Origin of the sequence: Tenacibaculum aquimarinum, from assembly GCF_022478115.1 — a bacterium.
GTDB lineage: Bacteria > Bacteroidota > Bacteroidia > Flavobacteriales > Flavobacteriaceae > Polaribacter > Polaribacter aquimarinum_A.
On sequence record NZ_JAKGSC010000001.1, the window covers coordinates 1,204,655 to 1,223,144 of the forward strand.

General features: G+C 30.7%; 15 protein-coding genes. 5 read left to right on the forward strand and 10 right to left on the reverse strand.

What is annotated here, in order from left to right; genetic code table 11:
* Positions 1 to 7 precede the first annotated feature (7 nt).
* Positions 8 to 532, forward strand: coding sequence for a DUF4136 domain-containing protein (locus L1S33_RS05615; RefSeq protein ID WP_240552995.1), 525 nt, complete (start codon positions 8 to 10; stop codon positions 530 to 532).
* The gene (locus tag L1S33_RS05620; protein WP_240561566.1) at positions 532 to 882 is read left to right on the forward strand and encodes a TfoX/Sxy family protein; all 351 of its coding nucleotides are present in this window, start codon (positions 532 to 534) and stop codon (positions 880 to 882) included. Before L1S33_RS05615 ends, L1S33_RS05620 begins: the two co-directional genes overlap by 1 nt.
* Positions 883 to 924: 42 nt before the next feature.
* Here the strand turns inward: L1S33_RS05620 and L1S33_RS05625 are convergent, their stop codons facing one another.
* Both L1S33_RS05625 and L1S33_RS05630 read right to left on the reverse strand, forming a co-directional pair.
* Entirely contained in the window at positions 925 to 1,371 is a 447-nt protein-coding gene (locus L1S33_RS05625; RefSeq protein ID WP_240561567.1) for a porin family protein, read from the reverse strand.
* A 37-nt stretch (positions 1,372 to 1,408) separates the two neighbouring features.
* A complete protein-coding gene (locus tag L1S33_RS05630) occupies positions 1,409 to 7,564 on the reverse strand; it encodes an alpha-2-macroglobulin family protein (RefSeq protein ID WP_240561568.1) in 6,156 nt (2,051 codons plus the stop codon).
* A gap of 188 nt (positions 7,565 to 7,752) precedes the next feature.
* On the opposite strand from L1S33_RS05630, the gene L1S33_RS05635 reads away from it, so the two are divergent.
* On the forward strand, positions 7,753 to 9,105 hold the full coding sequence (locus tag L1S33_RS05635) for a UDP-N-acetylmuramate--L-alanine ligase (protein WP_240561569.1): 1,353 nt from the start codon (positions 7,753 to 7,755) through the stop codon (positions 9,103 to 9,105).
* Positions 9,106 to 9,168: 63 nt separating this feature from the next.
* A complete protein-coding gene (locus L1S33_RS05640; RefSeq protein ID WP_240561570.1) occupies positions 9,169 to 10,149 on the forward strand; it encodes an NADPH:quinone oxidoreductase family protein in 981 nt (326 codons plus the stop codon).
* A 1-nt stretch (position 10,150) separates the two neighbouring features.
* Here L1S33_RS05640 and L1S33_RS05645 read toward each other — a convergent pair whose 3' ends face one another.
* The 4 genes from L1S33_RS05645 to L1S33_RS05660 all read right to left on the reverse strand — a co-directional run bounded on the left by L1S33_RS05645 (position 10,151) and on the right by L1S33_RS05660 (position 13,571).
* Positions 10,151 to 10,951 carry a DNA/RNA non-specific endonuclease gene (locus L1S33_RS05645; RefSeq protein ID WP_240561571.1) on the reverse strand — a complete coding sequence of 267 codons (801 nt, stop codon included), beginning with the start codon at positions 10,949 to 10,951 and terminating at the stop codon, positions 10,151 to 10,153.
* A gap of 3 nt (positions 10,952 to 10,954) precedes the next feature.
* The gene (locus tag L1S33_RS05650; protein ID WP_240552989.1) at positions 10,955 to 11,398 is read right to left on the reverse strand and encodes an acyl-CoA thioesterase; all 444 of its coding nucleotides are present in this window, start codon (positions 11,396 to 11,398) and stop codon (positions 10,955 to 10,957) included.
* 159 nt (positions 11,399 to 11,557) lie between these two features.
* Positions 11,558 to 12,619, reverse strand: coding sequence for an ABC transporter permease (locus L1S33_RS05655; RefSeq protein ID WP_240561572.1), 1,062 nt, complete (start codon positions 12,617 to 12,619; stop codon positions 11,558 to 11,560).
* 67 nt (positions 12,620 to 12,686) lie between these two features.
* Positions 12,687 to 13,571, reverse strand: a complete 885-nt coding sequence (locus L1S33_RS05660; protein WP_240561573.1) for a sterol desaturase family protein — start codon at positions 13,569 to 13,571, stop codon at positions 12,687 to 12,689.
* Positions 13,572 to 13,720: 149 nt separating this feature from the next.
* On the opposite strand from L1S33_RS05660, the gene L1S33_RS05665 reads away from it, so the two are divergent.
* Complete coding sequence (locus L1S33_RS05665; RefSeq protein WP_240561574.1) at positions 13,721 to 15,463, forward strand: ATP-dependent nuclease; 1,743 nt, start codon at positions 13,721 to 13,723, stop codon at positions 15,461 to 15,463.
* Positions 15,464 to 15,531: 68 nt separating this feature from the next.
* Here L1S33_RS05665 and arsM read toward each other — a convergent pair whose 3' ends face one another.
* From arsM to L1S33_RS05685, 4 genes are all read right to left on the reverse strand, one after another.
* A complete protein-coding gene (arsM, locus tag L1S33_RS05670; protein ID WP_240561576.1) occupies positions 15,532 to 16,500 on the reverse strand; it encodes an arsenosugar biosynthesis arsenite methyltransferase ArsM in 969 nt (322 codons plus the stop codon).
* Between the two features lie 84 nt (positions 16,501 to 16,584).
* A complete protein-coding gene (locus L1S33_RS05675) occupies positions 16,585 to 17,400 on the reverse strand; it encodes a purine-nucleoside phosphorylase (protein ID WP_240561577.1) in 816 nt (271 codons plus the stop codon).
* The gene (locus L1S33_RS05680) at positions 17,397 to 17,999 is read right to left on the reverse strand and encodes a TIGR04282 family arsenosugar biosynthesis glycosyltransferase (protein WP_240561579.1); all 603 of its coding nucleotides are present in this window, start codon (positions 17,997 to 17,999) and stop codon (positions 17,397 to 17,399) included. Before L1S33_RS05680 ends, L1S33_RS05675 begins: the two co-directional genes overlap by 4 nt.
* Positions 17,992 to 18,486 (reverse strand): rhodanese-like domain-containing protein, encoded by a 495-nt coding sequence (locus tag L1S33_RS05685; RefSeq protein ID WP_317208772.1) that lies wholly within the window; start codon positions 18,484 to 18,486, stop codon positions 17,992 to 17,994. The genes L1S33_RS05680 and L1S33_RS05685 overlap by 8 nt, the downstream gene beginning before the upstream one ends.
* Between the last annotated feature and the right edge of the window lie 4 nt (positions 18,487 to 18,490).

Genomic DNA, 18,490 nt, shown 5'->3' on the forward strand with positions numbered 1-18,490 from the left:
ATAAAAAATGAAACATTTAAAATACTTTTTACTACTCTTAATTGTGGCCTGTTCTTCACCAAAAATTGTGTATGATTATGATACACAAGAAGATTTTACTACATATAAAACCTTTAATTTTTTTAGCGACGCAGGAAAAGGATTAAACGATTTTGATATAAAAAGAATAGAATCAATCATAGAAAACACACTTAATAAACAGGGTTTAAAGTTATCAGAAACACCAGATTTTTATATTAATTATTCAGCTAAAGAAGTAGAAAAAGAAGAAGACAATAATGTAGGAGTTGGAATTGGAGGAGGAAACGGCGGATTTGGAATTGGTGTTTCAACAGGTATTTCACTTGGTGCAGAAAAAATATTGCAGCAATTAACAGTAGATTTTGTTTCGGCTAAAGAAGATCAATTATTTTGGCAATCTATATCAGAAAGTTTAATAAAACTAAAAGCCAAGCCAGAAGAAAAAACTAAACATTATCAATCTTTATTACCAAAAGTGTTTTCTGAATTTCCACCAAAAAAGAAACAGTAATGGCGTATAATGAGTTTTTAGCAGACCGAGTATCTCAATTTTTTAGAGAAAAGAGCATTCATTATAATGCAAAAAAAATGTTTGGCGGATTTGTTTTTATGGTTGACGATAAAATGTGTGTTGGTGTAATGAAAGACCAAATTATGGCCAGGATTAATCCAGATGTTTTTGAAGCTTCGCTATTAAAAGAAGGCTGTAAACCCATGGATTTTACTGGAAAGAAAATGAAAGGCTTTGTTTATTTAAGTGATGAAGCCATAGATTTAGAAGAAGATTTACACTATTGGTTACAACTAGCATTAGATTTTAATCCGTTAGCAAAAGCAAGTAAAAAAAAGAAAATCCTCTAAATTATTTTTTAGAGGATTTTTTATATTGTAATAAGAGTTTTCTTAAAACTGATACTTTACAGAAAGAGCAACATCAGAATTTAAACCACTTAAACCTCCAGAAATTCCAATTTCTGGTCTGTAATCTACAGAAAGTAAAATTGGCGCATCAAAATCGTATTCAATACCAACAACACCAGCAGCATAAATTCCAGTTCCACCAGCAGAAACAATTCCACCACCAGCACCAGTATACCAGTTAAACTTGTCTTCTAAATTCCAAACCCATTGGTATAAACCAGTAGCTTTAAAATTAGTAAACTCATTAGCCAAACCTAAATCAATCTCTAAACGATTGTTTTCTCCTAATGCTCTTTGGTAGGTAATTTCTCCACCAACACCGTTTCCACCACTAAAGCGTAAACCAATTGCATTTTCAGAAATATCTTGTGCATTTACAGAAAAAGCTCCTGCGATTATTAATCCTAAACTTAAAAGTATTTTTTTCATAATTGTATTTTTAATATGAGGTTGCAAATATACAACGCTATTTTACATTAATTCTAATTCCTTTACTATTACTACTAAATTCTGGAGCATACATACTTTGTATAGTTGTAATTCCGTTGCTAAAATTACCAGCATTATTTACACGAACATCGTATTCAAAAACATAGACTCCTTTAGGTAAACGATCAAAAAAGAAATTTGTTGCCGCATCTTTTGTGCTTTCATAATACCCTAATCCATCTTGCCATTTATATTGAGATAAAACATTTATTGGTTCTACTCCAGAAGCTCGCATGTCTTTCATGTGAATAAATTCCATTTCTCTATCTACTTTCAATTCAATACGAACAGTAACTAAATCACCAATATTTAATGTCGTTTCGCTTTTAATTTCTTGTAACTCTTTTCCTGTATCAGAATTTACTTTTAAAAATAATTTCTTATTTAATTTAAGAGGAGTTTCAGCTGAAGTAATTTTATCTAAATCTTCAAAATATTGCCAATACAAACCGCCCCAAGCAATTCCGCTTCCTTTTTTAGCAATTGTTACATCTGCCATTTTTGGTGTAATTTCTTGCGCATTCCAAGACGTTTTAAAATAACCTGTTCCAGCTTCTACAGCAACACCTTTCATTTTAGAAGGTTCAATTTTTATATCACCTAAATTAATATCAACCATATCGGTAATTGAAATCCAATCGCTTCCGTTTAACAATAAAGCATATACAGCTTCAGAAGTTGCTTTGGTTGTTTTCCATTGATTCGTTTGTTTGTTTTTTAACAGCCAAATTTTTAAATTATCAATAGTATTAATGTCATTTTTAATCTCAGAAAACGTTTCAATCATCAATGCTTGTGTTTCTACAGGTGCTTGATAATAGTAATAACCAGCAGTGTTTTCTTTCCAATACATTCCTAATTCATCTGAAGTAATACTATTTTCTTCTAACGATTTTACAATTTTATTCGCAATAGATTTTTCACCAGTTCTATATTGAATCAATGCAATTTGCCCTTTTGCATACAAATTGTAATCGTTCCAATAGGTTGCAGATTGTTGTGTGTAATAATCAACAGCTTCTCTGGTTTTCTTGTTGAATTGTTTTTCAACATAAAAACTACGCATGTATAAATATTGTAAGGCGAAATAACTAAGGTGATTTTGTTTTAAGAAGTCTTCATACTTTTTCTGACCGTTTTTTGCTTTAATTTTTGCGGCTCTTTTTAATAAGTCATCGTATTTTTCAACAATTTCTTCATCTAAAAATTGAACAGCCTTATCAAGCATTTTACGCGTGTCTTTATCTAAATCTGTTACACCTAATTTTTGTAAATGTCCAAAACCAGATGCTATGTGATTTGTAATAAAAGCACTCGGATATCTTCCTCCTTTAAACCATGGAAAACCACCAGAATTCATCTGAATTTCTTGTAATTTATTGATGGATTTTGTTTGCTCGTTTTTCATCTTAGATAAATCGAATAACAAGGCAATTCGTTTCTTTTGTTCCGTTTCCGACTGCGCATCACGCAACCAAGGTGTTTCTTGAATGATTAACGATTTTAACTCTTGGTTTTTTTCTAAATTACTTAATAAAGCCTCACTCGATTTCCATTTATTAAATACTTCTTGAATTTTCGGATTAGAATTTGCAACATAAGTTGCCAATGTATTTGCGTAATATCTAGAGAATGTTTGTTCTGCACATTCATACGGGTATTCCATTAAATACGGCAAAGCTTGTATTGCGTACCAAGCAGGATTAGAAGTCATTTCTAACGTTAACTTATGGTTTTGTAAGGTTGATGAAGTGTTATTCTTCAACTTATCTAACGTAAATGTTTTTGTTTGATTAGAACGAATCCACATTGGCAGCGTTTCTGTAACCAACATTCTGTTTGTTAAAACAGGCAATGCATTTTGTTCTCCGTCAGAAAAATCACCTGCTTTTGCAATTACTTTATATTGAATAGCTCCTATGTTTTTAGGAATTGATAATGTCCACGAAACGTTTGTGTTTCCGTTTTTGTCTACAGTGAAATTTTTATTTTTTTCTACATTGTTTAAATCGGTATTAATTTCTGCTCCTGTAATTGCATTGGTAAGCTGTAATTGTGCAAAACCGTTTAACGTTTTCTCTGTTAAGTTACTGATTTTTGAACTGAAAACAATTTTATCTCCTTCACGTAAAAAGCGCGGCGCATTTGGCACAACCATTAACTCTTTTTGTGTTACTGTTGTTAGTGTTTTAGTTGCCGATTGCAATGTTTTTGTATGTGCTAATAATTGTAATTTCCAACGTGTTAATGCTTCTGGAGCAGTAAAGTTGAAACTTACATTTCCTTTTTTATCGGTTTGTAATTGCGGGAAAAAGAAGGCGGTTTCTTGTAGGTTTTTTCTAATTTTAATTCCATCGATAGAAAATTTAATCTTCTCTTTTTGTTCTGAAATTTGATTCTCTTTCTTTAAAATTGCTCCGGTATTAGCAACTTTAGTTTCTGTAGCGTAGCCAGAAACTACAACTTCATCTAATGCCATACCATCATTTTCAATTACCTCAATACTCTCAGGAATTGGAGAACTCTTCCTCATCATTTTACTCCTAATCATCATGTTTCTAATATTCCCAAAATAAAAGCCAAACCAATTGAATGCATCATATTGGTTACTTGGAGCAGAATAATAATTGTTGTTGTAATTTCTAATATGAAAACTAGTATTACCAAAACTATGGTTTGCAGAACTTCTATTGTAAGAATAATACGTTGCAGGCTGCTGTATTGGATTAAATTGCCAATTATGTTGTTTAAATTCATCTAAAGAAGCATCGTACATTGAGGCTAAAACTTCTGCTGCAACTTTATCGTTTTTGTCATTTTTAATGGTAAAACTCCAAGTTTGTTCAGCTCCAGGTTGTAATTTGTCTCTAAAGGTTTTAGTTTCTATAGTAATCGATTCCTCTTTTTTATTCGAAACATTTATAATTAAGTTTCCACTGTCAAAATCGTTGTAATTTACATAATGATAACGAATTGCAAAACCGCCAATATCTTCTTTTTTAACAGGTATTTTTAACGTCTTAATTTCATTATTTAAATGAATAATATGTGTTTTATCAATCTTGTGATTGCGTTCAACTTGTACAATAATAGTAATGTCTTTGGAAGCCGAACCAATTTTTAATTCAACATTTTCTCCAACTGAATAGCTGTTTTTATTTGGATTTATAGTAAATAATTTACTGTCCGCAACTGTTCCTTCCGAAGGACTAAAAACCGTAAAACGCGCTTCTTCTTTTACTTTTTTACCAAATTTATCTTGCGATTCCACTATAGCAATATAGTTTCCTGAAAGCCATTTTTTAATTCGGTTTAGTTCAATCTCTTTAGATTTTTCTGTATCAAATTTCTTTTCAAAAACGAGTTTTCCTTTTCCCCAATTTCTATCATCAGCTTCATCATTTGTATACGGTTCATGTGGAAACAGTTTTCTAAATTCAGTTTCAGAAATATCTTGATAATCTGGCGCGTTCCAAGAGCGTTTTCTTAACGGATTTTTAGGTGCTTGTAATTTGTGAATTTTTAAAGTTCCTTTAGCAGCTACAAATTCACCATTTAGGTTTTCTGTTGTAATAGTTACACTATTATTTTTTTCGTTTTTATTAATTTTTTGAGCAATTGAAAGTTTTGCAATCAAAGCATGATAGCCAACTTTTACTGTTGTAGTTGCACTTCGCGTTTCTCCATTTACATCCGTAACATCGGCAGAGATTTCATAGGTGAAAATTGGTAAACTTTCTTTTGAAACACTTTCGTCTGGCATTGCTTTAAAGGTGATTTTAAATTCGCCTTTAGCATCTGTAATATTTTCTCCGTGCGTAATTTCTTGTGCTTCCGAAGAGAAATTTGGTCGTCTCCAATACCACCAACTTGGATACTGTACTTTTCTATGCACGCGATATACAACTTTTGCATCCGTAATATTTGAACCTGCAAATGCTTTTGCAAATCCGTTTATGGTAATACTATCATTTAATTTAAAGGTTTCTGTAGTTGGTTTAAATTCCGTTTTAAACTTTGGGCGTTTGTATTCTTCAACTGAAATTGTTATTTCATTATCGTAACTAAATCGCCAATCTTCATTATCAAAAAAGGCGCTGTCTTTATCGCTTTCTTCAATTTCAATTGAGTATTCACCTGTTAAACCATTATTTGGAAGTGTAAACTCTCCAGCAACCGAACCAAATTCATTTAGTTTTAATTCTAAAGTTTTTACTTCTTGATCATTAACATCAGATAAAATTACTTTCACATATTCATTTGTGAAAACTTCAGATTTATCAAATTGTTTTTTTAATACAATTGCTTTAAAATAAACAGTTTGTCCTGGTCTGTAAATACTTCTGTCAGTAAAAATAAAAGGTTTTATTTCTATTGCATCATCAACCTTTTTGTTCGAATTATCGCGATGTTGGTATAAGTAATAATCACCAAAAGTTGCAGTATCGTTATTATGATTGACTGTGATAACAACTTGATTATGACGATCAGCACTTTTATAGCTGAAAAATCCGTTTTTATCGGTAGTAAAATTCTTGTTTATTGGCCTATTATATCTGCTAGTATTGTAGTTTTTAAGATTTATAGAAGCATTTTTAATTGGTTTTCCGTTATTTCTATCTACAATTTGATACGAGTAAATTTCGTTATTATTGGCTTCAACTAAGGCTAAGTTTGTAACCTGAATATTTGCAGTTCCAAAGATTGATTTGTGATTTAAATCAGCACTTTCAGAAGCAATAATTAAATAACTTCCTTGTGCCATTTTTGGAACAATAACTTCCGTTGTGTGTTGAAGGAAATCGTTTTCATTTCTTAAACCTGCGTTCCAAGAAGTTACTTTATCAAGTTTATTTATAAAATTTATTTTAGCAGAATCTTGATGCGTTCTGTTTAGTTTCTCTAACTGCGTTTTATTAATTTTATATGCTGAAAAATTGAGCTTTTCAATATTTTTATAATTGATTAATAAACGAGAATTAGCGTTAATTGGCACATACTTTTCTGAAGTTATATGTAAACTTTTATTCTTTATTTTTGCTTTTAATGCAATACACTTTTTTGCACCATTACTTTCTGGAAATTTTTCAATTATTGAATTACAAATTGCTAATGCTTTTTTGTTTTTAAAACGATGTTCTGTATTGTTTTCTACGGAATAAGAATTTGCTTGTTGATGATAAATTTGCGCAATTTCGAAAGCATATAATCCGCTTTCTTCGTTGTTTTTATGTTTTTCTTGAGATGCTTTTAAGGTTTGTAGGAAAATAATTTCTTTATTATTGAAAGTTGCGTGTTGTTTTACAAATTGTAAACGTTGTAAATCTACATCAACCAAAGCTTTTGGGTTTTTATCTGCTAAATGAAAACCAATTAAATCTTGATAGATTTTTAATGCATTAAACTCTAAAGACAAACTGTCTTTTGTTTCTAAATTTAAATTAGAAAATGTAGTTGCTTCGCCTAAAAAGTTAGCATTGTCAATTGTAAATTGATAAGCGGGTTTTGTAATATTATTTTCTGGAGTTTTATAAAATGATAAAGCATTATGTGCTAGAAAATCATACAAAGTTGATCTGTATTCTTTAGAACCTTTTACAACATGTAAAATAGCTGCAAATTGATGTACATCAACTTTTTGTAGTAATAGTTTTTCTTCTAAAGAAGCTTCGTAATAAGAATGAATTTCTGTGAAAAGTGTATTTAAATCCCATGTTCTAAAGTCATTCTCATCAACTTTTTCGCTAGTTTTTGTACGTTGGTAAAACTTCCATCTATTTTGAGTAAAATATTGCCAATGCAAGTTGGCTAATACATTTTGTAGTACGTTTTTTGTTGGAAAACTACTTTTTTCAATCTGACTTTTAAATTGATTGATGACTTTTAATTGCGCATCTTCTTCCAAAATTAAAGCAAACTTGCTTTTGTAGAATAGTGTTTTTACTATTTGCGGAGAATTATTGTTCTTTTCCGCTTTAGCGTAAATATCTTCAACAACTTTTAATGCCGATTTCGGTAAGTTTTCAACTTCAAACTTGTGTACTTTTTCCCACAAATTTGTAAAGTTTTCTTGAGCGTTCATTTTGGTTGCAAATAATAATATCATCAGTAGTAAAGGTGCAGTTCTTTTCATAATTTAAATGTTTAACAAATCAAAAGACCAATTTTTTATAAAAATACACAATCTAAATTGCGTGAATAGGGCTTTTTAATGCGTAAACGTAACTTTTTAATGAGTTTCGGTTTAAAGATAGTTAAATCTACTTTGGTTTTGTATTTTTGATTTTTGTTGAAAATTCATCAATTATAAATTATTAGTAAATGAAAATTCATTTTATAGCCATTGGCGGAAGTGCAATGCACAACTTAGCAATTGCATTACACCAAAAAGGATACCAAATTACGGGAAGTGACGATACAATTCACGATCCTTCTAAATCTCGTTTAGCAAAATATAATTTGTTGCCAGAAGAGTTTGGTTGGTTTCCAGAGAAAATAAATTCAAATTTAGATGCAATTATTCTTGGAATGCATGCTAAAAAGGATAATCCTGAGTTAAAAATAGCACAAGAATTAGGGTTGAAAATATATTCGTATCCAGAGTTTTTATATGAACAATCTAAAAACAAAACGCGTGTTGTTATTGGTGGTTCTCATGGGAAAACTACAATTACATCTATGATTTTACATGTGTTAAATTATCATGATAAAAAAGTAGATTACATGGTTGGAGCGCAATTAGAAGGTTTTGAAACCATGGTACATTTAACCGAAGAAAACGAGTTTATTGTTTTAGAAGGTGATGAGTATTTAAGTTCTCCGATTGATATGCGTCCAAAGTTTCATTTATACAAACCAAATATTGCGTTGTTAAGCGGAATTGCTTGGGATCATATAAATGTTTTCCCTACGTTTGAAAACTATGTAGAACAGTTTTCAATTTTTACAGATTCTTTAGTTAATGGCGGAATTATGGTCTATAACGAAGAAGATACCATAGTTAAAGAAGTAGTAGAATCTTCTAACAATCATATTAAAAAATACGAGTATAACACACCAAAACATTCCATAGAAAACGGAATTACCTTTTTAGAAACTGAGGAAGGAGATTTACCGTTAGAAATCTTCGGAAATCATAATTTACAAAACTTAGCAGGAGCAAAGTGGATTTGCCAACACATGGGAATCGATGAAGACGATTTTTATGAAGCTATTGTAACTTTTAAAGGAGCAAGCAAGCGTTTAGAAAAGATTGCAGAGAATAGTTCTACAGTAATTTTTAAAGATTTTGCGCACAGTCCAAGTAAAGTTTCTGCAACTACAACTGCGGTTAAAAATCAATATAACAACAGAACAGTTTTAGCGTGCTTAGAATTACACACGTACTCTAGTTTAAATGCAGATTTTTTGGCGGAGTACAAAGGCGCTTTAGATAATGCAGATAAAGCAGTCGTTTTTTACTCGCCACATGCAGTAAAAATAAAGCAACTAGAAGAAGTATCGGAACAACAAATTGCCAATGCTTTTGAAAAAGATGATTTAATTATTTATACTAATCCGCAAGAGTTTAAAGAGTTCCTGTTTCAACAAGATTTAAAAAACAAAGCTGTTTTATTAATGAGTTCAGGTAATTATGGAGGATTAGATTTTGAGGAAGTTAAAAATCTAGTATAAATCAGTTGTCAGTTTTTTTAGTTTTAAGAATCACTATATTTATTGAAATTATAAACCAACACTATGAAAGCCATTGTTTGTAGCCAATTCGGATTACCAAATACCTTAGAGTTTAAAGAAACTGAAACTCCTCAACCAAAAGAAGGAGAAATTTTAATTACCGTAAAAGCGTGTAGTGTAAACTTTCCAGATACTTTAATTATACAAGGAAAATATCAATTTAGACCAGAATTTCCTTTTTCGCCAGGAAGTGATGTAGCTGGAATCGTAGAAAAAGTTGGAGATAATGTAAAACACTTTAAAGTTGGCGATGAAGTTGTTGGTTTTATTCCATTTGGAGGTTTTGCAGAAAAAGCAATTGTAAAAGCAACCGATTGTTTTCCAAAACCAAAAGGAATGTCTATGGTAAATGCTTCGGCTTTTCTTTTGGCTTACGGAACATCGTACCACGCTTTAAAAGACAGAGCAAAATTGAAAGAAGGCGAAACCGTTTTAATTTTAGGAGCTTCTGGAGGTGTTGGTTTAACGGCGTTGGAGTTAGCAAAATTAATGGGAGCAAAAGTAATTGCTGCAGCTTCTTCTGATGAAAAACTAGCATTATGTAAGCAGTTTGGAGCAGATGAAGTAATCAATTATTCCGAAGAAAGTTTAAAAGACCGCGTAAAAGAATTAACAAACGGAAAAGGAGTTGACGTAATTTACGATCCTGTTGGTGGGCATTTTTCTGAATTGGCTTTAAGAGCCATTGCATGGAAAGGAAGACATTTAGTAATCGGTTTTGCAAATGGAGAAATCCCAAAGATTCCAATCAATTTAACCTTATTAAAAGGCGCAAGTATTGTAGGTGTTTTTTGGGGAGCATTTGCACAAAAAGAACCAAAAAAGAGTTTAGAAAACATTCAACAATTACTAACTTGGTTTGTAAAAGGTGATGTAAAACCACATATAGATAAAACCTATTCTTTAGAAAATGCGCCAAAAGCATTGGAAGACATGATGCAGCGTAAAGTAAAAGGTAAAATTGTAATTGATATGGAGTTATAGACTATCTAAAACTCCAGCCTTTATAGTCGTTAGAAGCCTCTAGTTTAGTTTCAATTTCATCAGGTAATTCAGGAAAAAAATCGATGCCTGTTTTTTGCTCCAATTCATCAATAGAAATAACAAATTCGTATAAAGGCTTGTTACTTTCTTTGTGAGGCATTAAAAATGCAATTGCTTTAATTTGTGGTTGTGTATAATCTAATAAAACTTTGTAAAACTCATTTGGAACCGCAACTTTATCGTTTCCAATAGTTTTCATTTTTCCTTTTAAAACACCACCAGTTACAACAAATAAATGGTCGTATTTCTTAGCCCAGTAACGTGTTTTTTGTTCTAAACGATTCCAAATTCCTGCATTAAAATCGTGTTTTTGAGGAGAAATATTAGACGTTAAAAATGTTTCATTAAAACTATCTTCTGTTAGTTTTCTATCTCCAGCAGGACATAAATGTCCGCGATCATAACCAGAGTTTTTATAGCTTCTCCAATGAGCAGCCGTTGTTTTTACTTTTTTATCTACATAAAAATAAGGTCGCTTTCTATCCGTATAAACAATGTCTTTTTTGTCTAAAGAATACGCAACCCATTCTGCCTGTTCATGCTTTTCTGAATACGATAAATTATAACCACTATGCTGTACAATTTGTCCTGTTGTTGATGTCGGAAAATAGTTAAATCCTGTCGTATTAACTACTACATCATTAGAAATTACAGAGGTTGTATTTTCATTTCTCTCCTGAAAATAGTAAACAGTTAATAAGACAACTAAGGCAATGGCAGATATAATTCTCTTCTTATTCATTTGTTATTTTTTTAGTATTATTTCTTCAAAATCCTCAGTTTTTTCAGCATCTTTAAAAAGTTCTTGAAACTTTGTTGGCGGAACTGTTAATTTCCTTTTCACTAGGTCTAACCAAGCTCCGTAAACTGTAATAACTGCCGATAATTTTCCTGCTTCATTAAACACTTCGTGCTGTAATTTCCAACGTTCTCCGTTGCTAGATAAACCTAAAACTTTAACATTGGCCGAAATATTTTCTCCTAAATGAATTTCTTTTAAAAAACGAGTATTCTCTTCAAATAAAATAGGGCCAATTTTCTCTTTGCCAAAGTCTTTTATAGTAATGTCTTTTTCTTTAAAATAACGCAATCTAACTTCCGCAGCATAATCATTATAAGACGTGTGTCGCATGTGAATATTGGCATCAAAATCTGCCCAACGTGTTGTAAAATTTACCGTAAAACTCATTGTTATCTTTTTTTAGAAATGCGAAAATACATTTTTTTTGGGCGTTCGAGCGGGCTTTCCACACTCGCTTTTTTTTGTTTTGTATTTCTACTTCGTTCAATAACCAAAACAAAAAAAGAGCTCAAACAAATGCTGCAATCCCTAACGCGGGCGTACTTACTAACTTTTTACATCAAGAGCATCTCTTAGTGCATTACCAACCAACATAAATGCCATTACCAAACTCATAATTGCCAAACCAGGAATTACAGCCAAATAAGGTTTTCCTAAAATAATATAATTATAATGATTTTTAATCATTGCTCCCCAAGAAGGCGTTGGCGGTTGTGCACCAATTCCTAAGAAACTTAAACCACTTTCTATTAAAATTGCTCCAGCAAAATTTGCAGCAGAAATTACAATTACTGGCGCAATAATATTTGGTAAAATATGCTTAAAAATAATTCTAAAATCAGAAAAACCTAATGCTTTAGCAGCTTCTACATATTGTTGTTGTTTGGTAGTTATTACTTGTCCACGAACAACTCTAGCAACTTCTACCCACATCGTTAAACCAACAGCAATAAATACCTGCCAATAGCCTTTTCCTAAAGCAAGAGTTATTGCAATAACCAATAAAAGCGTTGGAATTGACCACGTAATATTAATAAACCACATAATAATAGTGTCTACTTTTCCTCCAAAATAACCCGCAATTGCGCCAATTGGAATTCCAATTAAAAGTGAAATAAACACTGCAATAAAACCAATAAAAAATGAGATTCTTGCGCCAATTAATAACCTGCTTAATAAATCTCTTCCATATTTATCGGTACCAAAATAAAAGGTTCTTTGTTCAATATTTTTAGAATACGAGGCTGGATATTCCTTTGTTAATCCGTCAGAAAAGGTAATTACTTGTAGTTTGTTTCCTTCAGTTTTATGAGATTTTATTGGGATTTCAGTAGAAGAAATCTGTTTGCCATATATAAACTTATTAAACCAAGATTGTGTGCTTTCTTCTTCCGAAGGTATTGAAAGTATTTCTACAGAAAAACCAGGTTTTTTAGAATGAATTTCAACATGCATTTGGTTGGCTGAGTTGCTGTTATCTGGTGCTAAAACGTAACAGAAAACGGCAATAAATCCACAGAGAATAATATACCAAAAGCTCACAACTCCTGTTTTGTTTTTCTTAAATTTTTGAATGGCTAGTTGCCAAAGTGAGTTGGAATTATTCATTAAAACAAATGTAATAAAGAAATGTTAGATGAGATTCTGAAACAAGTTCACAATGACAAAAAATAGTTTATTTTTTGCCTAACGGATACATTTCTTGATGAATGAAATCTTTTGGGAAATCTTCTTCACCTTCAAAGCCTAATTCTATATCGCGTCCTGAATGCGGAATGTAATTGGTCTTAAAAATATAATCCCAAATACTTAGCGTAATTCCGAAGTTTACACCATTTTTTCTTCCCTCAGGTAATTCTTTTGCATGATGCCAAATGTGCATTTTCGGGTTGTTTAAAATATATTTTAAAAAACCATAATCCCAATTAATATTAGCGTGATTTAAATGCCCAATTGTAATATTAAAAAAGTGAACTATTGCAACATCTTGCGCTGTAAATCCACCCATAATTGCTAGTGGAATATATTTCATGGAGTTGTACAAAACAGGTTCCATCCAATGATAACGTAGATGTGCAGCAAATCCCATTTCTTTTACGGAGTGATGTACTTTGTGGAAATTCCAAAGGAATTCATATTTATGCAGCAATGTATGTGTAAACCATTGCACAAAATCAATAATTATAAAGAATACAAAAAGACGTAACCAAATAGGGAACGTATTAACATCAAAAACCTGAAAATTACTAATTGACAAACCAACAATTCCTAAAATGTCATTAAAAAATTGTGCAGCGGTATTTGATAAGGCAATTAGTACAATTAAGTTCAATAAAAAGAAATTAAAGAACATATAAAATGCATCTAACCAAAAATCTTTTCTAAATAATGATTGGTTTTTTCGCCAAGGAAAAATAGCTTCTAAAGCCCAAACAACTAAAGAGATTATAATTAATCCGTAAAAATAATTCTCCCAATTTAATTCCATTAAAACAGATTGTTTAATGTAATTCCAATAATCGGAATAGGAGTTTTTTATGATGTCGAGGTATTTGTTCATAAACAAAAAACGTTTACTTCAAAGTTAATGAATTAAACTATTTAAAATTATATTTCATTTGTTAAGAATTAAAATTTAGATGTTCAGGAGTTTATTTAAAAATTAAAATCTAAACTGTATATTTACATCTATTGCAAAATAGAAAATAAATGAAATTAGAAAGAGTTGTAATTGAAGATTTTAAATCAATTAAAAAATTAAATGTAACCTTACATGAGCTTATGTGTTTTGTGGGTAAAAATGAATCTGGGAAATCATCAATTTTAGAAGCAATTAGTTTTTTAAATTTTCCAAAATATAAATTAACCCAAGAATTAACAAATAAGAATTCTACAAGATATGATAAAGATGAGTTTCCTCTAATAACCGGTTATTTTGAATTAGATGAAGTAGATATTTTAGAGATTGAAAGATTAATGCCTGAAGTTAAAACCCCGGGAAATATTGAAGTTAATAAAATAAATTATAATTTTAAATGGTTTAGAATTAAAATAAATGGAAATAAATTAGAAGACGTAAAGCTTGATTTCGTTTATGGGAATAATAAGTTTATATCACTTTCTGATAGGTATGAAGCACAGCCTTTATTAGTGAAGAAAAATGAGTTTTTTAATAAGTTTATTCCTCATATAGAATTATTTGTTGGAGATAAAATTACTTTCCAACCAATAACACTTCAGCAAATAACACAAAAACAAGTTGATTTTGAAAGTTACGAAAGACTTTTTGCTATAGGAGGAATTATTTCGCCATCTAAGTTAAATCCAGGGAATATTGAAAAATTATCTGATAAACTTCATACAGCAAGTGAAAAGATAACAGATTTATTTAGAAAGAATTACAGTCAGGATAAATCGATTAAAATTAATATTCAATATATAGGGACACAATTTTTAATAAAATTTACAGACAGTTCAAAAAGAACTTATAGCCTTAAAGAAAAAAGCTTAGGATTTCAGTATTTCTTTGCATTTTTAATAAATAAAATATATCTAAATAAAATAATTAAAAGGCAAAACATATTTTTGTTAGATGAGCCTGGTACATCACTTCATCCAGAAGGAGCGAGAGACTTGATAAATATTTTCGAACAAATTTCAGATAATGACCAAGTTTTATATACAACACATAATCCTTTTTTATCTTATAGGAAAAAACCAGATAATTTAATTTTAGCAAGAAAAGATGAACAAAAAGGAACAGAATTAGTTACTAAAGTTTATACTAATAAATATCAAATTCTTAGAAAAGAATTGGGTTTATTACTTAACGATTCTTTTTTAGTAAATGATGTGAATTTAGTTGTAGAAGGTAATGCAGATAAGTATATATTACATTATTTAATTCATGAAGATGAAGATTTTGAGCCACTAACTTGGGTGCATATTTATAGTGCTGATACAGCTTCAGAAGTAATTCCATCTGTTAGATATTTGAATAGTTTGGATTTGAAAGGTGCAGTTTTATTAGATTCTGATGCTGCTGGAATAAAAGAAACAAGAAAACCTAAATTTAAAAAGTATATTACTGATTCAAAAAAATGGAGCTGTTTGACTTTAGATGAGAATTTTAAAGATGGTGCAGAAAGAACAATTGAAGATATGCTTTTAAATAATAAATATGTTGAAGCGTATAATGAGTATTATAAAGAAGAAGATGCTGTAGAATGGAAAAAAGATTTTGAACCTTTAAGTTTAGAAAAGTACTCTTTACCAATATTAGATCAAATTAATGCTCATTTTAAAGAGTATGCAGACGGAGGAATTAATAAAATAGCTATTCTTAGAAAGTTTACAAGATTGAACTCTTATGATGCCAATACAGACTCATATAAAGATTTGAAAAATATTTTATTAGAAATTCAAAGTCGAATTTTAAAATTAAATAATTAAATGTTATAAATAAAAAACCTTTCTGAAATTACAGAAAGGTTTTTTGATGTTTTAATATGGATTATCGCCTAGCAACATCCGCCTCCATCATAATGAAAAGTAGATTCTGAGAAATAAATATCATCTCTACCTAAAGCTTGTAAATCTCCAGCAGTTTTATCGCAAATTGCAATTGGTTGGTTTTTTAATAATGTGTGCCCTTTTCCGTCATCAAAGAAATCTTCGTCTCCATAATAAATAGCCGCTTTTCCTGTAAAAATACAAGGTCCGTCTGCTGGCATTGGATCTTTAATTGCAGCAACTTCAATAGATTCTATGTAAATTAATTCGTCTGTTGGGTAATTTTTTGGATCTAATATTCTGTAAGGTTTTCTGGCTCTAATTTCAATAGTTCCAAAACCAGCATCTGTTAAAGCTTTTACATAATCGGCAATCGATAAACTTCCGCTTAAACACAATGCACGTAAACGTTCGTCGTTACGCAATTCGTCATTCATTGGTTGTTCGCAAGTTGGATCGCTCATTACTAAACGACCATGAGGTTTTAAAACTCGGTACATTTCTGCAATCGCCTTTTTTAAATCGTCTGACTTAAAAATATTGAATAAACAATTCTGAGCTGCAACATCTATAGAATTATCTTCAACAGGTAAGTCCATTGCGTCACCTTTGCGTAAATCAACAAAGTCAGATTTAAACCAATCGTTTTGTTCTTCAGCAATTTTAAAGTTTTTACGTGATGCTTCCAACATCTCATCAACAACATCTAAACCAATTACACCGCCTTTATTTCTATTGAAATACGCGAATTGTAACAATTCCATTCCGCCGCCAACGCCAACATATAGCATTTTTGGGTTGTTAGTTAAATCGCGAGCATGCACAGTAGAACCACAACCGTAGTTCATTTCTTGCATAATACGCGGAATTTTTAATCCTGGTAATTCCCAAACAGGGTTTGTAGTACAGCAAAGTCCAACATCTGGAGTTAAGGCTGCTTCTTTATAAACGTTGTGTGTGGTTTCTAAGTAACTCATTTATTTCTTGGGTTTGTCATTGCGAGGAAGTATGACGTGGCAATCTCATTAAAGAGATTCCTTTACTTCGTTCGGAATGACATTTTATAATTTTAAAATCAATTCTTTAAATAATGTTATCATTTTTGGTTCAGCTTGACCAGCAATAGCAATGATTTCTTCAATATTTACAGGTTGTAGATTTTTAGGATCACATTCGTCTGTTAAAACAGAAATTGCTGCACACGCTAAATTTAATTGTTTTGCAACAATAACTTCTGGAACGGTACTCATACCAACTGCATCTGCTTCTAAAATTTGCAACATTCTATATTCTGCTCTTGTTTCTAATTGCGGGCCAACAACACTTGCGTACATTCCTTCGTGCAATTGTATGTCGTTGTCCGAAGCAATTTCTTTCAGTTTAGTGTTTATTTTTTTTGAATATGGTTCTAACATATCTGCAAAAATATTTCCAAAATCGTTTGCACCTTTAAACGCTAGAGGAGAACCTCCTTGTAAATTTAAATGATCTTCTAATAGCATTAAATCTCCTTTTTTATAAGAAAGATTGATTGCGCCAGCTGCATTTGAAATTAATAAAGTAGAAATTCCTAAACCGTGCATTGTTCTAATTCCGTAGGTTACTTCCCAAAGATTATAGCCTTCATATACATGAAAACGACCAGCCATCACCAATACTTTTTTTCCAGATAAAGTTCCGTAAATTAATTTTCCTGAATGAAACTCAACCGTTGCTTGTGGAAAATTTGGGATTTCTGAATAGGCAATTTCTTTTTCGATTTCTATTTCGTTAACTAATTTTCCTAAACCTGTTCCTAGAACAATTCCTATTTGTGGATTTGTAATTCCATTTGATTTTAAAAAATCGATTGTTTCTTGTAGTTGCTGTTTTTTCATTTTAGAAATTTTTGAAATGCTGGATGATTTTCGATGTCTTCAATAACATCAACATCATTTAATTCTTGCAACAAATGTACGTTTACTTTTTTTAAATCGTTAAGCGTTTCTGCTCTTACAGTAGAGGTTCCCCAAGCTTTGTTTTCAAAAATATTAGGTTGTAAAGTTTTCATTCCTAAAAGATAATAACCTCCATCTTCAGCAGGTCCAAGAATAGCATCGTTTGTGTTTAATTTAGAAAAAGCATCTTCAATAATTGAAGGTGATAAATCGTATAAATCACTACCAATAATCATTACTTTTTGGTAACCAGCTTCAAAAGAATTTTTGAATGCGTTTTGCATTCTAAAACCTAAATCTTCGCCAAATTGTTGGTGTTTTTGATAAATATTAGAATTCCAAATATCGTTTTCTCTAATTTTTACGGAATAATAAACTGCTTTATCACATGTTAAATTTTGAGTGATTTCTTTGGTTTTATTGAGTAGAAACTTATAAATTTCTAAGGCAGTTTCATCTCCAACGGATTTAGCTAATCTTGTTTTCGCTTTACCTAATTCTGGATTTCTAGTAAAGATTAATAATAAGTTTTTACTCATATACTTTTTCGCCTTTTAAAAGCCATTTACTCCATTCTTTAGAAAAAGCATGTACTTTTTCTGTTTCTTTTCCTTTAGAATTGTATACTTTTTGATTGTGGTTTTTCCATTCGAAAATTCCACCATATAAGTTTAGTACATTTTTATAGCCCGCTTTTTTAAGTTGTTCAGCAACATCTTCAGAACGGACTCCAAGTGAACAATACACAACTACTTTTGCGTTTTTATTCGGAAGCTTTTTAATGGTTTTCTTAAGGTTGAATTTGTCATAACCAACAAATAATGCGTTTTCTAAATGACTGGTTTTAAATTCGTTTTTCTCACGTGCGTCTAATAAAACAACATCATTAGAAATGGTTTTTAAACTATCAACAGAAATGTAGGGTATACTTTCGGTGTTGTAATTCTTTAATAAGTCTTTCAAGTTATTTTGAGAGAATGAGTTGATAGAAATCAATAAGAAAAAGAAAATGAGTTTTTTCATCATATAA